The 16,917-nt window shown below is 60.3% G+C and carries 6 protein-coding genes; 3 read left to right on the forward strand and 3 right to left on the reverse strand.

Annotation, left to right across the window (positions count from 1 at the left end):
* Nucleotides 1-23: 23 nt before the first annotated feature.
* Together ppnP and H8F21_RS26695 are read right to left on the reverse strand one after the other, a co-directional pair.
* The gene (gene ppnP, locus H8F21_RS26690) at nt 24-308 is read right to left on the reverse strand and encodes a pyrimidine/purine nucleoside phosphorylase (RefSeq protein ID WP_136477417.1); all 285 of its coding nucleotides are present in this window, start codon (nt 306-308) and stop codon (nt 24-26) included.
* A gap of 70 nt (nt 309-378) precedes the next feature.
* A complete protein-coding gene (locus H8F21_RS26695) occupies nt 379-930 on the reverse strand; it encodes a 3'-5' exonuclease (RefSeq protein WP_203481727.1) in 552 nt (183 codons plus the stop codon).
* 169 nt (nt 931-1,099) lie between these two features.
* Between H8F21_RS26695 and H8F21_RS26700 the strand changes: the two genes are divergently transcribed.
* Nucleotides 1,100-1,903 carry a substrate-binding periplasmic protein gene (locus tag H8F21_RS26700; protein WP_203585667.1) on the forward strand — a complete coding sequence of 268 codons (804 nt, stop codon included), beginning with the start codon at nt 1,100-1,102 and terminating at the stop codon, nt 1,901-1,903.
* A 59-nt stretch (nt 1,904-1,962) separates the two neighbouring features.
* On the forward strand, nt 1,963-2,973 hold the full coding sequence (locus H8F21_RS26705) for a GNAT family N-acetyltransferase (RefSeq protein WP_203585668.1): 1,011 nt from the start codon (nt 1,963-1,965) through the stop codon (nt 2,971-2,973).
* 58 nt (nt 2,974-3,031) lie between these two features.
* On the opposite strand, the gene H8F21_RS26710 is transcribed toward H8F21_RS26705, so the two are convergent.
* A complete protein-coding gene (locus H8F21_RS26710) occupies nt 3,032-3,562 on the reverse strand; it encodes an RNA polymerase factor sigma-70 (RefSeq protein WP_203481731.1) in 531 nt (176 codons plus the stop codon).
* Between the two features lie 335 nt (nt 3,563-3,897).
* On the opposite strand from H8F21_RS26710, the gene H8F21_RS26715 reads away from it, so the two are divergent.
* A complete protein-coding gene (locus tag H8F21_RS26715; RefSeq protein ID WP_203585669.1) occupies nt 3,898-16,866 on the forward strand; it encodes a non-ribosomal peptide synthetase in 12,969 nt (4,322 codons plus the stop codon).
* The last annotated feature ends 51 nt before the right edge of the window (nt 16,867-16,917 follow it).

The raw sequence follows: 16,917 nt of genomic DNA on the forward strand, positions 1-16,917 counted from the left end.
GCCCGCTCCCATCGGCTAGCGTGTCAGCCGCGGTACTCGCACAGGTAAGCGGTATCGACAGCTACTTTTAGTTGGAACTTGCTGTTGGCTGGGACGTTGAACTGGCTGCCCGCAGAAAAGGTTTCCCAGTTGTCGCTGTCAGGCAGTTTTACGGTCAGTGCGCCGGAAACCACATGCATGATCTCGCGCTGCGCGGTGCCGAATTCGTACTCGCCAGGGGCCATTACGCCGACAGTGGCTGGACCTTCGGCGCTTTCGAATGCAATCGACTTGACCGTGCCATCAAAGTACTCGTTGACCTTAAACATGGGCGACTCCTGAAAAGGGGCTGAAAAGGCTGGCCAGTATGCCCAAGGCATCTGGCGCCGTCATCCGCTTTCAGGTGCCGCTGGCCGGGAGGCTCAACGGCAACAACCGCGCGGTGTTGCGTGCGTCTTCCAGGGCCCGATGCTGCTGCCCGCAAAACTGCAGGCCGGCCAGTTGCAGTGCACCGTTCAGGCCCAGCGGGCGCTGGAGTTGGCGGGCCTTGGCGAAACGCTGTTTGAGGTTGATGTGCGGCAGGTCGGCAAGCAAGCTGTGCATGTGATGCAACTGCCACTCCTGGACGAGTTGCTGGCGGTCGTAGTCGCCCCAACTGACCCAGGCTTGCAGGTGCTTTTGATGGTGACCGATCCAGCGCTCGAACTGTGTCCAGACTTCGGTGAACGAGGCCGCGGTATCAACGCTCGCTTGGCTGATGTGGGTAAGCTCGCGGCAGAAGGGGGTAAGCTGCGGGCGTCGCCGTGGTTTGATGAAACGCTGGAAATGATCGATTTCCCGACCCTGTCGATTGACCAGCGTTGCGCCAATTTCGATAACTTCCATATCTGTGACCGGCCAACCTCCGTCATCTGTGGTTGCTTCCAGATCGATCACCAGCCAATGCCCCATAGTAGGCTCCATTCCAAGAGTTGTTAGAGCGTAGCCAAACTTCAGCGTGGGCGGTATCCCCTGGCGAATTGCCTGTAAGCACCATTTGGCGCAATCGATGGTTGTGCAGCGCCCGGAAAACGCCTAGCTTAGGTTGATTCCGGTTAGAACCCGTAAAGAGTGTGTTGCTTTGACTCCAACGCCCATGCCGCAGGTCATGTCCTTGCTGTTGATGCTCGCCACGCTGTGGCTGGCGCCGTTGGCGCAGGCAATCGAGGTCGTCGAGGTCAAAGTCGGCGCTGCGCATTTCCCTCCCTATACCATGCGTCCCGAAAAGGGTGCTGACACGGGACTGTTGCCGCAACTGATCGAAGCGTTGAACAACGCTCAACAGCGTTACCACTTTGTGCTGGTACCAACTTCAATACCACGTCGATTTGGCGATTTTCGTCAAGGGCGTACCGATATGGCGATTTTCGAGAACCCAGAGTGGGGTTGGCAGGAGATCGACCACGAAGCAGTCGACATGGGGCTTGAAGATGCCGAGATATTCGTCACTCATGTTCAAGCGGACCGTGATGAGGGTTATTTTGCCAATCTCACGGGCAAGCGCCTGGCCCTGTACAGCGGTTATCACTATGCCTTTGCAGGTTTCAATCCCGATCCGCAGTACCTGGCCGAACGGTACAACGCAACGTTGACCTACTCACACGACAGCAACTTGCTGATGGTTCAGCGCGGCCGGGCAGATGTTGCCCTGGTGACCCGTTCCTACCTCAGCGAATTTCTCCAGCGTAATCCAGGCAGCGTTGGGCAATTGCTTACTTCTGAACGGGTTGATCAGGTCTACCGCCACTACGCTTTGTTACGTCCCGGTGCGCCGATCAATGCGGCGCGATTCGCCGAGTTGCTGCAGAAGTTATACGACAATGGTGAATTGCTGCGCATTTTTCAGCCCTATCGCATCAGCGTAACCTCGCCCCTGGCAAACTAAATTTGTGCACCCTGGCTACGTTCTGAAGGTTAAGCCTCTTTCCTTTTCGAGCCCAGACCATGCCCTTCGACATTGCTTCGCAAACGCTGCCATTACCCCGCTGGCACAGCCTGGAGGCCGATGAAAACGACGGTCGCCTGAGTCTTGAACTAGAGGGGCGCGCGCTGATACGCGTGCGATTGGTGCGTGGCGACAGCCTGGACGTTCATCTTGAAGCGTGTGATCAAGAGCGGCTCCAGCAAGCACTATGGGCGGCATGTTATTGGTTGTTTGCCCGCGATCCCGATTGCCAGCGTTTGACCTGGCACTTGAGTGCCGAGCCTGTTGAAGCGTTGGCAGATGGTCTGCTGATAGCGCAAGCCCAGGTGGGTGTGTACAGCTGTGAGAGGATGCAGTTCTGGCAACTGCCGCAGCCTTGGCTGTTGCGCGCAGTAAGCCATGTGTACCCGCAGCAGATGCAGCTCACCGAGGGCAAGCGGCATCCGCGTCGCGCACCCAAGCCGCGCGGGGAGGTGTACCGACGATTTGACCTACGCCTGGGCGTCTGGGTGTCATTGCGCGCCGTGGACATCGAGTCCGATCTAGAGCGGTTCAACCGTTGGCAGAACAATCCACGCGTACTGAATTTCTGGCAGGAAGGTGGCAGTCTTGAGCAGCACCGGGCCTACCTGAGCAAGCTGCAAGCCGATCCGCACAGCCTGACCTTGATAGGTTGCTTCGACGATCAGCCATTTGCCTATTTCGAAGCCTATTGGGCCAAGGAAGATCGTATCGCGCCGTTCTATGCGGTTGATGATTACGATCGAGGCATTCACATGCTTGTGGGTGAAGAACATCACCGCGGCCCGCACAAAGTCGCGAGCTGGATGTCGGCACTGGTGCACTACTTGTTTCTCGATGACCCGCGCACTCAGCGAGTGGTGGCCGAACCGCGTGCCGACAACAGCAAGATGATCGGCTACCTGCAAGCGCGGCGTTTCTACCGTGAAAAGGAATTCGACTTTCCACACAAGCGTGCGGCACTGATGGTGCTAGGGCGAGAGCAATTCTTCGAACCTTGCGAACTCTGAACTTCACCATTCAAGCTGCGAGTTGACCACGCCCAACTTGCAGCTTGCCGCTTGCCGCTCAAGTCCGTCGATTGGACACTTTGCGGCAATGCACCAGGGCATCGCGAATCATAAAGTTGACCAGGGTTGGGGAGACGCCCAACTCTTTGGCAATGTCCTTCTGCGCCACCCCATGCAGACGGTACATCTCAAACGCATAGCGAGTACGTTCCGGTAGTTCGTTCAGTGCGTCGGCAATGTTTTCCAAGGTGGCGAAATTCATGTGCGTGGCTTCGGGCGAGGCACCCTGGATCACCACATTCAGGCCTTCTTCCTCGCTACCGGAGTACCTGAGCTCCATGGACTGCTTGCGATAGTGATCAATCGCAAGGTTACGTACGATCTGGAACAGGTAGCTCAGTTGGGCCTTGAACGAGGAAGTAATCTGCGGCGCTGAACTGAGCCGGAAGAAGGCGTCCTGCACCACGTCTTCAGCGCGGGAGCGGCAGCCGGTGATGCGAGCGGCGATCTTGACCAGAATACTGCGGTTGTCGACAAACGCCTGGAGTAACGGTGAATCGCACTTACTTGTGGATTGTTGTTCCGCCATGGAAATCACCTTAGCTCTAAGAGGGAGGGGGAGCGCTCCTGTTGGGGAGGCTTCCTACGACGAGCGACAAATTATTCTTAATGATAATTATTGTCAAATGAGAAAAGTAATGTATATGCGGATATTTTGGTTATAAGCCGCAAAGTGTGATTGGCTTCAAAACCCCTCGGCCAAGCCCATTTGCTCGAAGCTGTCAGTCGCTAATTATTTGCCCGTTCCATCCGTTCCTCTGTGTACATCCCTGGGCGCTCGGCAAGCGCTTGGTGCTGCCGCTGAGCCGGTGCGCATCACTGCCGAGCCCTGATTTAACGCACAGACTCTGGCAGGAACCTCCCATGACGGACGCCTTCGAACTCCCGGTTACGCTGGTCCAGGCATTGGCACAGCGCGCTGCGCAAACGCCGCAGCGAGTTGCCTTGCGCTTTCTGGCCGACGACCCGCAACAGGAGGCCGTGCTGGATTATCGGGAGCTGGACTTGCGTGCGCGAACCATCGCCGCAGCACTGCAGGCACGTACCGACTTCGGTGACCGCGCTGTGCTGTTGTTCCCCAGCGGCCCGGATTACGTGGCGGCTTTTTTCGGCTGCCTGTATGCCGGCGTGATTGCGGTGCCGGCCTATCCGCCGGAGTCCTCGCGCCGTCATCACCAGGAGCGCCTGTTGTCGATTATCGACGATGCCCAGCCGCGCTTGCTGCTGACCTCCAGCGCCTTGCAGGACAGCCTGCAGGCATTGGAGGTGCTGAGTGAGGCAGCAGCACCGCAGTTGCTGGCAACCGATCGCCTGCCGGCAAACCTCGCCGACGCCTGGCAAGTACCCGCGCTCCAGGCGAACGACATCGCTTTCCTGCAGTACACCTCAGGCTCCACGGCATTGCCCAAGGGTGTGCAGGTTAGCCACGGCAACCTGGTGGCAAACGAGGTACTGATTCGCCAGGGCTTTGGTATTGATCTGAACCCTGATGATGTAATCGTTAGTTGGTTGCCGCTTTACCACGACATGGGCCTGATCGGTGGCTTGCTGCAGCCCATCTTCAGTGGGGTGCCTTGTGTGCTGATGGCGCCAGCCTATTTCCTTGCTCGACCGCAACGCTGGCTGCAGGCGATCAGTGATCATGGTGGCACCATCAGTGGTGGGCCCGATTTCGCCTATCGCCTGTGCAGCGAACGTGTCAGTGGTGCAGCCTTGGCCAATCTCGACCTCAGTCGCTGGCGGGTGGCGTACTCCGGGTCTGAGCCGATCCGCCAGGACAGCCTGCAGGCGTTTGCAGACAGATTTTCCAGCTGTGGCTTCAATGCCCAGAGCTTCTTTGCCAGCTATGGCCTGGCTGAGGCGACGCTGTTTGTCAGTGGCAGTAGCCGTGGCCAGGGAATTGGCGCGGTGAGCCTGGATGCCGCGGCGCTGGCGCGCAACTGTGCCGAGCCTGGCAACGACACGATGCAGATGAGCTGTGGGCGCAGCCAGCCGGAGCATGATGTGCAGATCGTCGATCCACAGCAGCTCACGGTGCTGGACGACAACCGCGTTGGCGAGATCTGGGCCCGTGGCCCGAGCATTGCCAGCGGCTACTGGCGCAACCCACAAGCGACGGCGCGTACTTTTGTCGAGCACGGCGGGCATACCTGGCTGCGTACCGGCGACCTGGGTTTTTTGCGGGGGGGAGAGCTGTTTGTAACCGGCCGCCTCAAGGACCTGCTGATTGTGCGTGGGCACAACCTCTACCCGCAGGACCTGGAAAAAACACTGGAGCGGGAAGTGCAGGTACTGCGCAAGGGGCGGGTGGCGGTGTTTGCCGTCGACAACCTGGGTGAGGAAGGTATCGGTGTTGCCGTCGAAGTCAGTCGCAATGTGCAAAAGACCACCACAGCACAGGGGCTGATCAACACCCTGCGCCAAGTGGTAGCCGACGCCTGTCAGCAAGCCCCGGCGGTGGTCTTGCTGCTCAATCCCGGCGCCTTGCCCAAGACCTCCAGCGGTAAGTTGCAGCGCTCGGCTTGTCGCATGCGAATGGACGACGGCAGCCTGGATTGTTATGCGCGCTTCCCTGAAACGCAGCCTGCGCCTGCGCCTGCGCTTGGCGCAGGCGTTCACGGGTCCCGGCTGCAGGGCTTGATTGCACGAGCGTGGTGCGAACACTTGGGTGTTGAACAGGTGGCGCAGGACGATCACTTCTTTCTGCTCGGCGGCAACTCGATTTCCGCCACTCAGCTAACTGCACAGCTGGTGGATGAACTGGGATTGCAACTGAGCGTGCAGTTGCTGTTCGAGTGCCCACAACTGGATAACTTCTGCAGCGCTGTGGCTGCACTGCAAAAGCAGGGGGGCGCGACACCTGGCGCCATCGAGCATCTTGATCGGGGCCAGGCGTGGCCACAGTCCCTGGCACAGCATCGCATGTGGCTGCTCTGGCAAATGGATATGCATAGCGCCGCCTATAACATTCCAGGGGCTCTGCGACTGCGCGGTGAGCTTGATCATGCCGCTGTGCAGTCGAGCTTCCAGTCACTGGTGGAGCGGCACGAGTCGCTGCGCACCGTATTCAGCGAGGTCGACGGGCAGGCGCTGCAGCAGGTGCTACCGGTGCTTGCACTCGACGTGCAGCATCTGGACTTGAGCGCGCTTGAGCGCGACCAAGTCATGCTTCGGCGCGAAGCCGAAGCACAGCAGCCGTTCGATCTGCAAACCGGCCCCTTACTGCGCGTGACCCTGGTGCGTCTGGCAGATGAGGAACATCAACTGTGGGTCACCTTGCACCATATTGTTACCGATGGCTGGTCGATGAACATTCTCATCGATGAGTTCTCGCGCCTGTACGCCGCGCACAGCCAGGGGCAGCAAGCTGAGCTGCCAGCGCTGAGGCTGGATTATCTCGACTATGGCAATTGGCATCGGCAGTGGCTGGTGGAGGGAGAGGCGGCGCGGCAACTGAATTACTGGAGAGCTCAGTTGGGCGGTGAGCAGCCTGTGCTCGATCTGCCCATCGATCATCCCCGCTCGAACCAACAGCGCAAGTTGGCCGAGCGCCTGAGCCTGCGCGTGCCAGCGGCGTTAAGTGAGGCACTGCGCAATACCGCCCGTCAGCATGACAGCACGTTGTTTATGATCTTGCTGGCCGGTTTCCAGAGCCTGCTGCATCGCTACAGCGGACAGCGCGATATTCGCGTCGGGGTGCCCAATGCCAACCGGGCGCGACTGGAAACCCACAGCCTGGTTGGGTTTTTCATCAACACCCAAGTATTGCGAGCCGAGTTGAATTCGCGCATGCCGTTCACCGAACTGCTGGCGCAGGTGCGCGAGACCACGGTGCAGGCCCAGGCCCATCAGGACCTGCCGTTCGAGCAACTGCTCGCAGCCTTCCCCGAGGCCCGTGAGCAAGGCTTGTTCCAGGTCATGTTCAACCACCAGCAACGTGACCTCGGCGCGTTGCGACGTCTACCAGGGCTGCTCGCTGAAGAACTGCCATGGCACAGCCGCGAGGCCAAGTTCGATCTGCAACTGCACAGCGAGGAAGATCACCAGGGGCGCCTGTCGCTGTCCTTCGACTACGCCAGTGAGTTGTTCGATGCTGACAGCGTGCAGCGTTTGGCAGCGCACCTGATCAGCTTGCTGGAGCAAGTGTGCGCAGCGCCGACCCTGACCATTGGCGACGTGCAGCTGCTCGATGCGCAAGGTCGCGAGCAGCTTCTAAAGTGGGGGCAGGCTCCGGCGCCGGCGGTACAACAGTGGGTGGTGGAACAGCTCAACGAGCAAGCCCGCACGACACCGCAGCGCGTTGCCCTGGTGTGGGACGGCGGCAGTCTCGACTATGCCGGCCTGCACCAGCAGGCCAATAGGCTGGCGCATTATTTGCGCGACAAAGGGGTCGGTCCGGATGTGTGCGTGGCGATTGCGGCTGAGCGTTCGCCGCAATTGCTCATTGGTATCCTGGCCATTCTCAAGGCGGGCGGTGCTTATGTGCCGTTGGATGTCGACTATCCGCCGGAGCGCCTGGCGTACATGCTTGCCGACTGCGGTGCCGGCTTGTTGCTCAGCCATAGCGATATGCTGCAGCGCTTACCGCACGTAGCAGGCGTCAGCATCCTTGCCATGGATCAGCTCAAACTCGATAGCTGGCCGTGCCAACCCCCGGGCCTGCACCTGCATGCCGAGAACCTCGCCTATGTGATTTACACCTCAGGCTCCACCGGACAGCCCAAGGGCGTGGGCAACACCCATGCAGCATTGGCTGAACGCCTGCACTGGATGCAGCAACGCTATGGGTTGGATGAAACCGATGTGCTGATGCAGAAAGCACCCATCAGTTTTGATGTGTCAGTCTGGGAATGCTTCTGGCCATTGGTCAATGGCTGCAGGCTGGTGCTGGCAGGTCCCGGTGAACACCGTGACCCGCAACGAATCGCGGCCTTGGTGCGTGAGCATGGCGTGACCACGTTGCACTTTGTTCCCGCCTTGCTGCAGGTGTTCATTCAAGAACCGCTGGCGGCCGCTTGCACTAGTCTGCGCCGATTGTTCTCCGGTGGTGAGGCGCTGTCTGGCGCCCTGCGCGACCGCGTGCTGCAGGTATTGCCAGAGGCAGCGCTGGATAATCGCTATGGCCCGACCGAAACGGCAATCAACGTTACTCATTGGCAGTGCAGCCAAGCCGATGGCGCACGGTCACCGATTGGGCGCCCGTTGGCCAACGTCGTGTGCCGGGTTATGGATGAGCAACTGCAACTCAGCGCCCCCGGCGTACCAGGCGAGTTGTACCTGGGCGGGGCGGGGCTGGCGCGAGGTTACCTTGCAAGGCCTGGGCTCACCGCCGAACGTTTCGTGCCGCAACCGGATGGGGATGGTCAACGGCTCTACCGCAGTGGCGACCGGGCACGTTGGGTGGCGTCACTGGGCGTCCTGGAGTACCTGGGTCGCCTTGATCAGCAAGTGAAATTGCGCGGTTTTCGTGTAGAGCCTGAGGAAGTCGAGGCCTGTCTGTTGGGGCAGCCGGGCGTGGACCAGGCTGTGGTTGTGATTCGTCAGACCGCTGCCGGCGCGCAGTTGGTGGGCTACTACAGTGGCAGTGAAAACAACGCCGGGCTGTTGACTGCGTTGGCCGAGCAACTGCCGTCCTACATGGTTCCGGCGTTGCTGATGCATATCGTCCAGATGCCCCTTGGCCCAAGTGGTAAGGTCGAGCGCAAGGCGCTGCCAGAGCCGGTCTGGGTCACTGGCGAGCATATCGAACCGCGCACTGCACTGGAGCAGCAGATAGCCGCGATCTGGCGTGAAGTATTGGGGGTGCAGCAGGTCGGTCTGCAAGACGACTTCTTTGCCCTGGGTGGGCACTCGTTGCTGGCTACGCAGATCATTTCCCGCACGCGTCAGGCCTGCAACGTCGAATTGCCGTTGCGGGTGCTGTTCGAGGCCAGTCAGTTGCGTGCATTTGCAGGCGAGATCGACGCCATCCAACGTAGCGGCTCACACAACCTGCAAGGCGCAATTGCTCGCGTTGATCGTCGCCAGGCAGTACCGCTTTCGTATTCCCAGCAGCGCATGTGGTTCCTCTGGCAGATGGAACCGGACAGCCCGGCCTACAACGTTGGCGGCATGGCGCGGTTGGGTGGCGTGCTGGATGTCAGTCGCTTCGAGCAGGCGCTGCAATCGTTGATCGTACGCCATGAAACCCTGCGCACCACTTTTCCGAGCATCGACGGGGTGCCGTACCAGTGTGTACACCGCGACAGTCAAGTGCAGATGGACTGGCAGGATTTTTCTGCGCACAGCCCGGCAGAGCGTGAATCGCTTCTACAAGCATTCGCTGACCAGCAAGCGCACCAGCCGTTCGATCTGGAACGCGGCCCGCTGCTGCGAGCCTGCCTGGCCAAGGCCGGTGAGCAAGAACACTACTTTGTGTTGACCCTGCACCATATCGTTACCGAAGGCTGGGCCATGGACATCTTTGCCCGCGAACTGGGCGAACTGTATGAGGCGTATGTCGATGAACGCGAGTCACCGTTGCAGGCGTTGCCGGTGCAATACCTGGACTACAGCGTCTGGCAGCGCCAATGGCTCGAAGGCGGGGAGGGGCAACGCCAGCTGGATTACTGGAAGACCAAGCTGGGCGCAGAGCATCCGGTATTGGAGCTGCCCACGGACCGCCCTCGGCCAGCGGTGCAGAGCCACCGTGGTGAACTGTATCGCTTTGACCTGAGCCCGCACCTGGCCGCGCAGGTACGTCAGTTCAATGCCGAGCGCGGCCTGACGCTGTTCATGACCATGACCGCGACCTTGGCAGTGCTGCTCTATCGTTACAGTGCCCAGCAAGACCTGCGTATTGGCGCGCCAGTGGCCAACCGAATTCGTCCGGAGAGCGAAGGGCTGATCGGTGCCTTCCTCAATACTCAAGTATTGCGTTGCCAGCTCGATGGGCACATGCGCGTCAGCGAACTGATCGACCAGGTGCGTCAGACGGTGATTGAAGGCCAGTCTCACCAGGACTTGCCGTTCGATCAACTGGTCGAAGCACTACAGCCTGCTCGCAGTACTGCCTACAACCCATTGTTCCAGGTGATGTGCAACGTTCAGCGCTGGGAGTTCCAGCAGAGCCGGCAATTGTCGGGTATGCAGGTGGATTACCTGGTCAATGATGCACGGGCAACCAAGTTCGATCTCAACCTCGAAGTCACCGACCTGGACCGTCGTCTGGGCTGCTGCCTGACCTACAGCTGCGACCTGTTTGATGAGCCACGTATCGCCATGATGGCTGAGCATTGGCAGAACCTGCTGGCGGCAATGCTGGATAACCCAGAGCAATACCTGTGCGAGTTGCCGATGTTGGCCAGCGGCGAGCAACACGCATTGCGAGCAAGCCTTGAAGGAGACCTTAAGGCGGACCTCAGCCAGACCATCGAAAGCTTGTTCAGCGCCCAGGCGTTGCGCGAACCGCAAGCCATTGCCCTGACTTTTGCTGGCGAGCATTTGAGTTACGCCGAACTGGATGCCCGATCCAATCAGTTGGCTCGGGTGCTGCGTGAGCGTGGTGTCGGTGCGCAGGTGCGCGTCGGCCTGGCACTGGAGCGCTCACTGGAAATGGTGGTGGGCCTCCTGGCGATTCTCAAGGCCGGGGGTGCCTACGTGCCGCTGGACCCGGAGTATCCGCCGGAACGTTTGCTTTACATGATCGAAGACAGCGGCATCAACGTGTTGCTGGGGCAGCGCAGTCTTTTCGAGGCATTGGGCGAATTGCCCGCCGGGCTTGGCTGCTGGTGCCTGGAAGATGAGGCGGCGACCCTGGCTGAGGTCAGTCGTGAGCCGCTGCGCGCCACCAGCCTGCCGGGGCATCAGGCCTACCTGATATACACCTCAGGTTCCACCGGCAAGCCCAAAGGCGTAGTCGTCAGCCGGGGTGAGATCGCCATGCATTGCCAAGCGGTGATCAACGACTTCGGCATGCGCAGCGATGACTGTGAACTGCATTTCTATTCAATCAACTTTGACGCTGCCACGGAGCGCCTGCTGGTGCCATTGTTATGCGGTGCGCGGGTGGTATTGCGGGCGCAGGGGCAATGGGACGCGCAAGAGATCTGCTCGTTGATTCGTGAGCAGCAGGTATCGATTCTTGGTCTTACCCCAAGCTACGGCAGTCAATTGGCCCAGTGGCTGGCCAGTCGCAACGAAACCCTGGCGGTGCGCATGTGCATCACCGGTGGCGAAGCACTGACCGGCGAGCACCTGCAGCGGATTCGCCAGGCGTTTACGCCACAGCAGTTTTTCAACGCCTACGGGCCAACCGAAACCGTGGTAATGCCCCTGGCGTGCCTGGCACCTGATCAGCTGCCAGCTGGGCTTGCCAGTGTGCCGATTGGTCGCGTGGTCGGTGCCCGGGTGGCGTACATTCTCGATGCCGATCTGGCCTTGCTGCCCCAGGGCGGCATTGGTGAGCTGTATGTCGGTGGCGCCGGTCTGGCCCAGGGCTACCATGCACGTCCCGGGCTGAGCGCAGAACGCTTTGTCGCCGACCCGTTCGCTGCTGATGGTGGACGTCTGTACCGTACAGGTGATCTGGTTCGTCAGGGTGCCGATGGGCTGGTCGAGTACATGGGCCGTATCGACCATCAGGTGAAGATTCGCGGCTTCCGCATCGAACTGGGCGAAATCGAAACGCGACTGCTGGAGTATCCGGCGATCCGCGAGGCAGTGGTGCTGGCGCTGGACACGGCCGCAGGTAAGCAACTGGCTGCCTACCTGGTCTGCGATCAGGCGCTGGCCGATGCTGCCACACAGGTTGCACTGCGTGATGCACTCAAGGCACATCTACGTGTGCACCTCCCGGACTACATGGTGCCAACCCACCTGATGTTGCTTGAGCAGATGCCCTTGATGGGCAATGGCAAGCTCGACCGAAGCGCACTACCGCCAGCGGATCTGGAGCAAGCGCGTGAGCACTACCAGGCACCGCGCAGTGAGCTGCAATTACAGTTGGCCAATCTCTGGCAGGATGTCCTGAATGTGCAACGCGTCGGCCTACAGGACAATTTCTTCGAGCTGGGAGGTGACTCTATCCTGTCGATCCAGGTGGTCAGTCGCGCGCGTCAGTTGGGGCTGCATTTCACCCCGCGTGACCTGTTCCAGCACCAGACAGTCCAGACCTTGGCCACGGTGGTTCGGCGCAGTGACGATAGCCAGGTCGATCAAGGCCCCTTGAGCGGTCGTGCGGCGTTGACACCCATCCAGCAGTGGTTCTTCGACAGCGATGTGGCGCAACCGCAGCACTGGAACCAGGCGGTGTTGCTGGCACCGACCGAGCGTCTGCTAGCCAGGTTGCTGGAGCAGACCTTGCAGCGACTGGTCGAGCATCACGATGCATTGCGCTTGCGCTTCACTGCGCTGGAAGGCCAATGGCAGGGCGACTACGTGCAGGGCGGCAGCCGCGAATTGCTCTGGCAGGTATCGGTGAGCAGTTTTGCCGAATGCCAGGCGTTGTACAGCGATGTTCAGCGCAGCCTCGACCTGCATAACGGGCCGCTGCTGAGGGCCTTACTGGTTGAAGACAGCAGCGGCGAACAGCCTTTGCTGCTGGCAATACATCACTTGGTGGTCGACGGTGTGTCGTGGCGGGTACTGCTGGAAGATGTGCAGGCGCTGTATCGCGGGGAGACGCTGGCGCCCAAGACCCGCGCCATGAGTGATTGGGCCGCGCGTCTGCAGACGTACGCCAGCAGTGACTCCCTGCGTGATGAGCAAAGCTGGTGGCAGCGCCAACTGGGCGCGGCCCACCTGGAGCTGCCGTGCGACCACCCACAAGGGGCGAACCTGCACAAGCAGGCCCGTACCCTGAGTGTGCGCCTGGACTCGAACCAGACCCGACAACTGCTCAAGGACGCACCGGCGGCCTACCATACCCAGGTCAATGACCTGCTGTTGACGGCACTGGCCCAGGTATTGTGCCGCTGGAGCGGTCAGCCGTCGGTGCTGGTGCAGCTTGAAGGCCATGGCCGCGAACACCTGTTCGACGACATGGACCTGACCCGCAGTGTGGGTTGGTTCACCAGCGCTTATCCCTTGAGCCTGAGCCCTTCGACGGCTGAAGGTGAAGCCGGGCAGGGGGCCTCGATCAAGGCCATCAAGGAGCAATTGCGCCAGGTACCGCACAAGGGCCTGGGTTATGGGGTGCTGCGCTACCTGGGCGATCCGTCGGTACGCGAAAGCATGGCCGCCTTGCCACAGGCGCGGATTACCTTCAATTACCTCGGCCAATTCGACCAGCAGTTCCAGGACGATGCCCTGTTCATGCCAGTGGATGAATCGGTCGGCGAGGCCCATGACCTGGAGGCGCCACTGCCGAATTGGATGAGTATCGACGGTCAGGTGTACGGGGGTGAACTTCAACTGCGCTGGACGTTCAGCATCGAACGCTACGACGAGCGCACCATCGAACATCTCGCCCAGGCTTACAAAGCACAACTGCTTGGCCTGATCGCGCATTGCCTGGACGACAACAACACAAGCTTCACGCCTTCGGACTTCCCGCTTGCGCAACTGTCCCAGGAGCAGATCGACAACCTGCCCGTGCCGGCGGCACACATCGAAGATGTGTACCCACTGACGCCGATGCAGGAAGGCTTGCTACTGCACACCTTGCTTGAACCCGGCACCGGCATTTACTACATGCAGGACCGCTATCGGATCAACAGTGCCCTGGATCCCCAGCGCTTTGGCCAGGCCTGGCAGGCCGTGGTTGGGCGTCATGAAGCACTTCGCGCGTCGTTCAGTTGGAATGCTGGCGAAGCCATGTTGCAGATCATTCATAAACCCGGCACTGCCACGCTCGACTATCAAGACTGGGCCGACCTTGGCGATAACGAACAGGAAGCGCGCTTGCAGGCCTTGCACAAGCAGGAGCGTGAAGCCGGTTTCGATCTACTGCAGCAGGCACCGTTCCACCTGCGCCTGATCCGCGTGGGTGCAGACCGGTACTGGTTCATGATGAGCAACCACCACATCCTCATTGATGCCTGGTGTCGCTCGCTGTTGATGAATGATTTCTTCGAATTGTATATGGCCCTGGGTGAGGGTCGCGACGCCCAACTGGCGGTAGCGCCGCGCTACCGCGACTACATCGGCTGGCTGCAACATCAGGATTTGGATGAAGCGCGCCAGTGGTGGCGGGAAAACCTCCACGGCTTTGAACGCAGCACGGCGGTGCCGAGTGATCGTCCACTGCTTCGGGATCACGGCGTCGAGAACGCCGGGATGCTCGTTGGCGATTGTTACACCCGCCTGGATGCAGCCGACGGTGCACGCTTGCGGGAGCTGGCCCAGGCCCACCAACTGACCATCAACACGTTCGCCCAGGCGGCGTGGGCGCTGGTATTGAGCCGCTACAGTGGCGAGCGTGATGTGCTGTTTGGCGTCACCGTAGCCGGTCGTCCGGTCAGCATGCCGCAGATGCAGCGCACCGTAGGTTTGTTTATCAATAGCATCGCCTTGCGCGTGAAGTTGCCAGCGGCGGGTGCGCATTGCAGCGTGCAGCAATGGCTCAAGGGCTTGCTCGAACACAACATGCAATTGCGCGAGTATGAATACCTGCCATTGGTGAGCATTCAGGCGTGCAGCGAGCTACCGAAAGGACAGCCGCTGTTCGATAGCCTTTTTGTGTTCGAGAACGCCCCCGTAGAAGTCTCGGTGCTGGATCGGGCACAAAGCCTCAATGCCAGCTCCGACTCGGGCCGTACCCACACCAACTTCCCCCTGACTGCGGTTTGTTACCCGGGTGATGACCTGGGCCTGCACCTGTCATTCGATCAGCGCTATTTCGATACCGCCACGGTCGAGCGCATGCTGGCCGAGTTCAAACGGCTGCTGCTGGCCCTGGCCGATGGTTTCTTCGCCGACATGAGCGAGCTGCCATTGCTCGGTGAGCACGAACGGCGCTTTTTGCTCGATGACTGCAACCGTAGCGAACAGGTCTACCCCCTGGAGCAGAGTTATGTGGCGCAGTTCGAAGCAAGGGTTGCGGCCCATCCGCAGCGCACGGTGGCGCGCTGCCTTGAGGCGACGCTCAGCTATGCCCAACTCAATCAGCAGGCCAACCGTCTTGGGCATGCCTTGGTTGCAGCCGGGGTAACGCTGGACCAACCGGTGGCGCTGTTGGCAGAGCGTGACTTGCCATTGTTGGGCATGATCATCGGTAGCTTCAAGGCCGGTGCCGGTTACTTGCCGCTGGACCCTGGCCTGCCAACGGCGCGCCTGCAACGCATTGTCGAACTCAGCCACACGCCCGTTCTGGTGTGCACCCAGGCTTGCGCCGAGCAAGGTCGAGCGCTGCTGGATGAACTGGTGTGTGCGGGGCGTCCGAAACTGCTGATCTGGGAGCAGGTGCAGAGCGCGCAGGGGGCGGACCTCAACCCGGGTATCTATAGTGATCCGGACAACCTTGCGTATGTGATCTACACCTCAGGCTCCACCGGCTTGCCCAAGGGCGTGATGGTCGAGCAGCGCGGCATGCTAAACAACCAACTGAGCAAGGTGCCGTACCTGCAATTGGACGAGCAGGATGTGATCGCCCAGACCGCCTCGCAGAGTTTCGACATCTCGGTCTGGCAATTCCTCGCCGCGCCGTTGTTCGGCGCGCAGGTGGCGATTGTGCCCAATGCCATTGCCCATGATCCCCAAGGACTGCTTGAGCACGTCCAGGCCTGTGGCGTTACGGTGCTGGAAAGCGTGCCGTCGCTGATTCAAGGCATGCTCGCCAATGAACACCGGCAACTGGACGGTCTGCGCTGGATGCTGCCGACCGGTGAAGCGATGCCGCCGGAGCTGGCTTGGCAATGGCTGCAGCGTTACCCACAGGTTGCATTGGTCAACGCTTATGGCCCGGCTGAATGCTCGGATGACGTCGCCTTTTTCCGTGTCGATGCTGATTCGACCCGTGGCAGCTACTTACCCATTGGTACGCCAACCGACAACAACCGTTTGTACCTGTTGGATGACGATCAGGCCTTGGTGCCGCTGGGGGCTGTGGGTGAGCTGTGCGTTGCGGGTACCGGTGTTGGTCGAGGCTATGTCAGTGATCCGTTGCGCACGGCCCAGGCGTTTGTTCCCCACCCGTTCGGCGCGCCTGGGGAGCGTTTGTACCGCACTGGCGACCTGGCGCGTCGACGCGTGGATGGCGTGCTTGAATACGTGGGGCGCATCGATCACCAGGTGAAGATTCGCGGCTATCGCATTGAGCTGGGTGAAATCGAGGCGCGCTTGCATGAGCAGGCCGAGATTCGCGACGCCGCAGTGGGTGTGCAGGAAGGCGGCAACGGCAAGCACCTGGTGGGTTACCTGGTGGCCAGTGATGCAGGCGCCAACCTTGCGGCCGTGCTGGAGCGGATCAAGCAACGTCTACGCGCCGAGTTGCCTGAGTACATGGTTCCGTTGCACTGGACCTGGCTCCAGCAGTTGCCGCTCAATGCCAACGGCAAGCTGGATCGCAAGGCATTGCCGCGTATCGACTTTGCTGCTCAGCAGCGTCAGGACTACCTGGCACCGCGCAGTGAACTGGAGCACACCCTGGCGCTGATCTGGGCCGACATACTCAAGGTTGAGAGGGTGGGGGTGTGTGACAACTTTTTCGAGTTGGGTGGTCATTCCCTGTTGGCGACCCAGATTGCCTCACGGGTTCAGAAGACACTGCAATTGAATGTGCCGTTGCGGGCGATGTTCGAGTGCAGCACGGTCGAGGAGCTGGCCATCTATGTGGACGGTCTCAAGGCCAGTGAGCTGAGTGATGACAAGGTCGACCGCTTGAGTGATCTGATGGCGGAGCTGGAAGCGCTGTAGGGGCTGAAAACCATCGCGGGGGCAAGCTTGCTCCCGCGATAGCGCTCGCTG

The organism is Pseudomonas arcuscaelestis, from assembly GCF_016881005.1.
Taxonomy (GTDB): Bacteria; Pseudomonadota; Gammaproteobacteria; order Pseudomonadales; family Pseudomonadaceae; genus Aquipseudomonas; species Aquipseudomonas arcuscaelestis.

Coding starts and splice junctions, on each gene's coding strand:
- ppnP (WP_136477417.1), bottom strand. CDS start 308: ATGTTTAAGGTCAACGAGTACTTTGATGGCACGGTCAAGTCGATTGCA.
- H8F21_RS26695 (WP_203481727.1), bottom strand. CDS start 930: ATGGGGCATTGGCTGGTGATCGATCTGGAAGCAACCACAGATGACGGA.
- H8F21_RS26705 (WP_203585668.1), top strand. CDS start 1,963: ATGCCCTTCGACATTGCTTCGCAAACGCTGCCATTACCCCGCTGGCAC.
- H8F21_RS26710 (WP_203481731.1), bottom strand. CDS start 3,562: ATGGCGGAACAACAATCCACAAGTAAGTGCGATTCACCGTTACTCCAG.
- H8F21_RS26715 (WP_203585669.1), top strand. CDS start 3,898: ATGACGGACGCCTTCGAACTCCCGGTTACGCTGGTCCAGGCATTGGCA.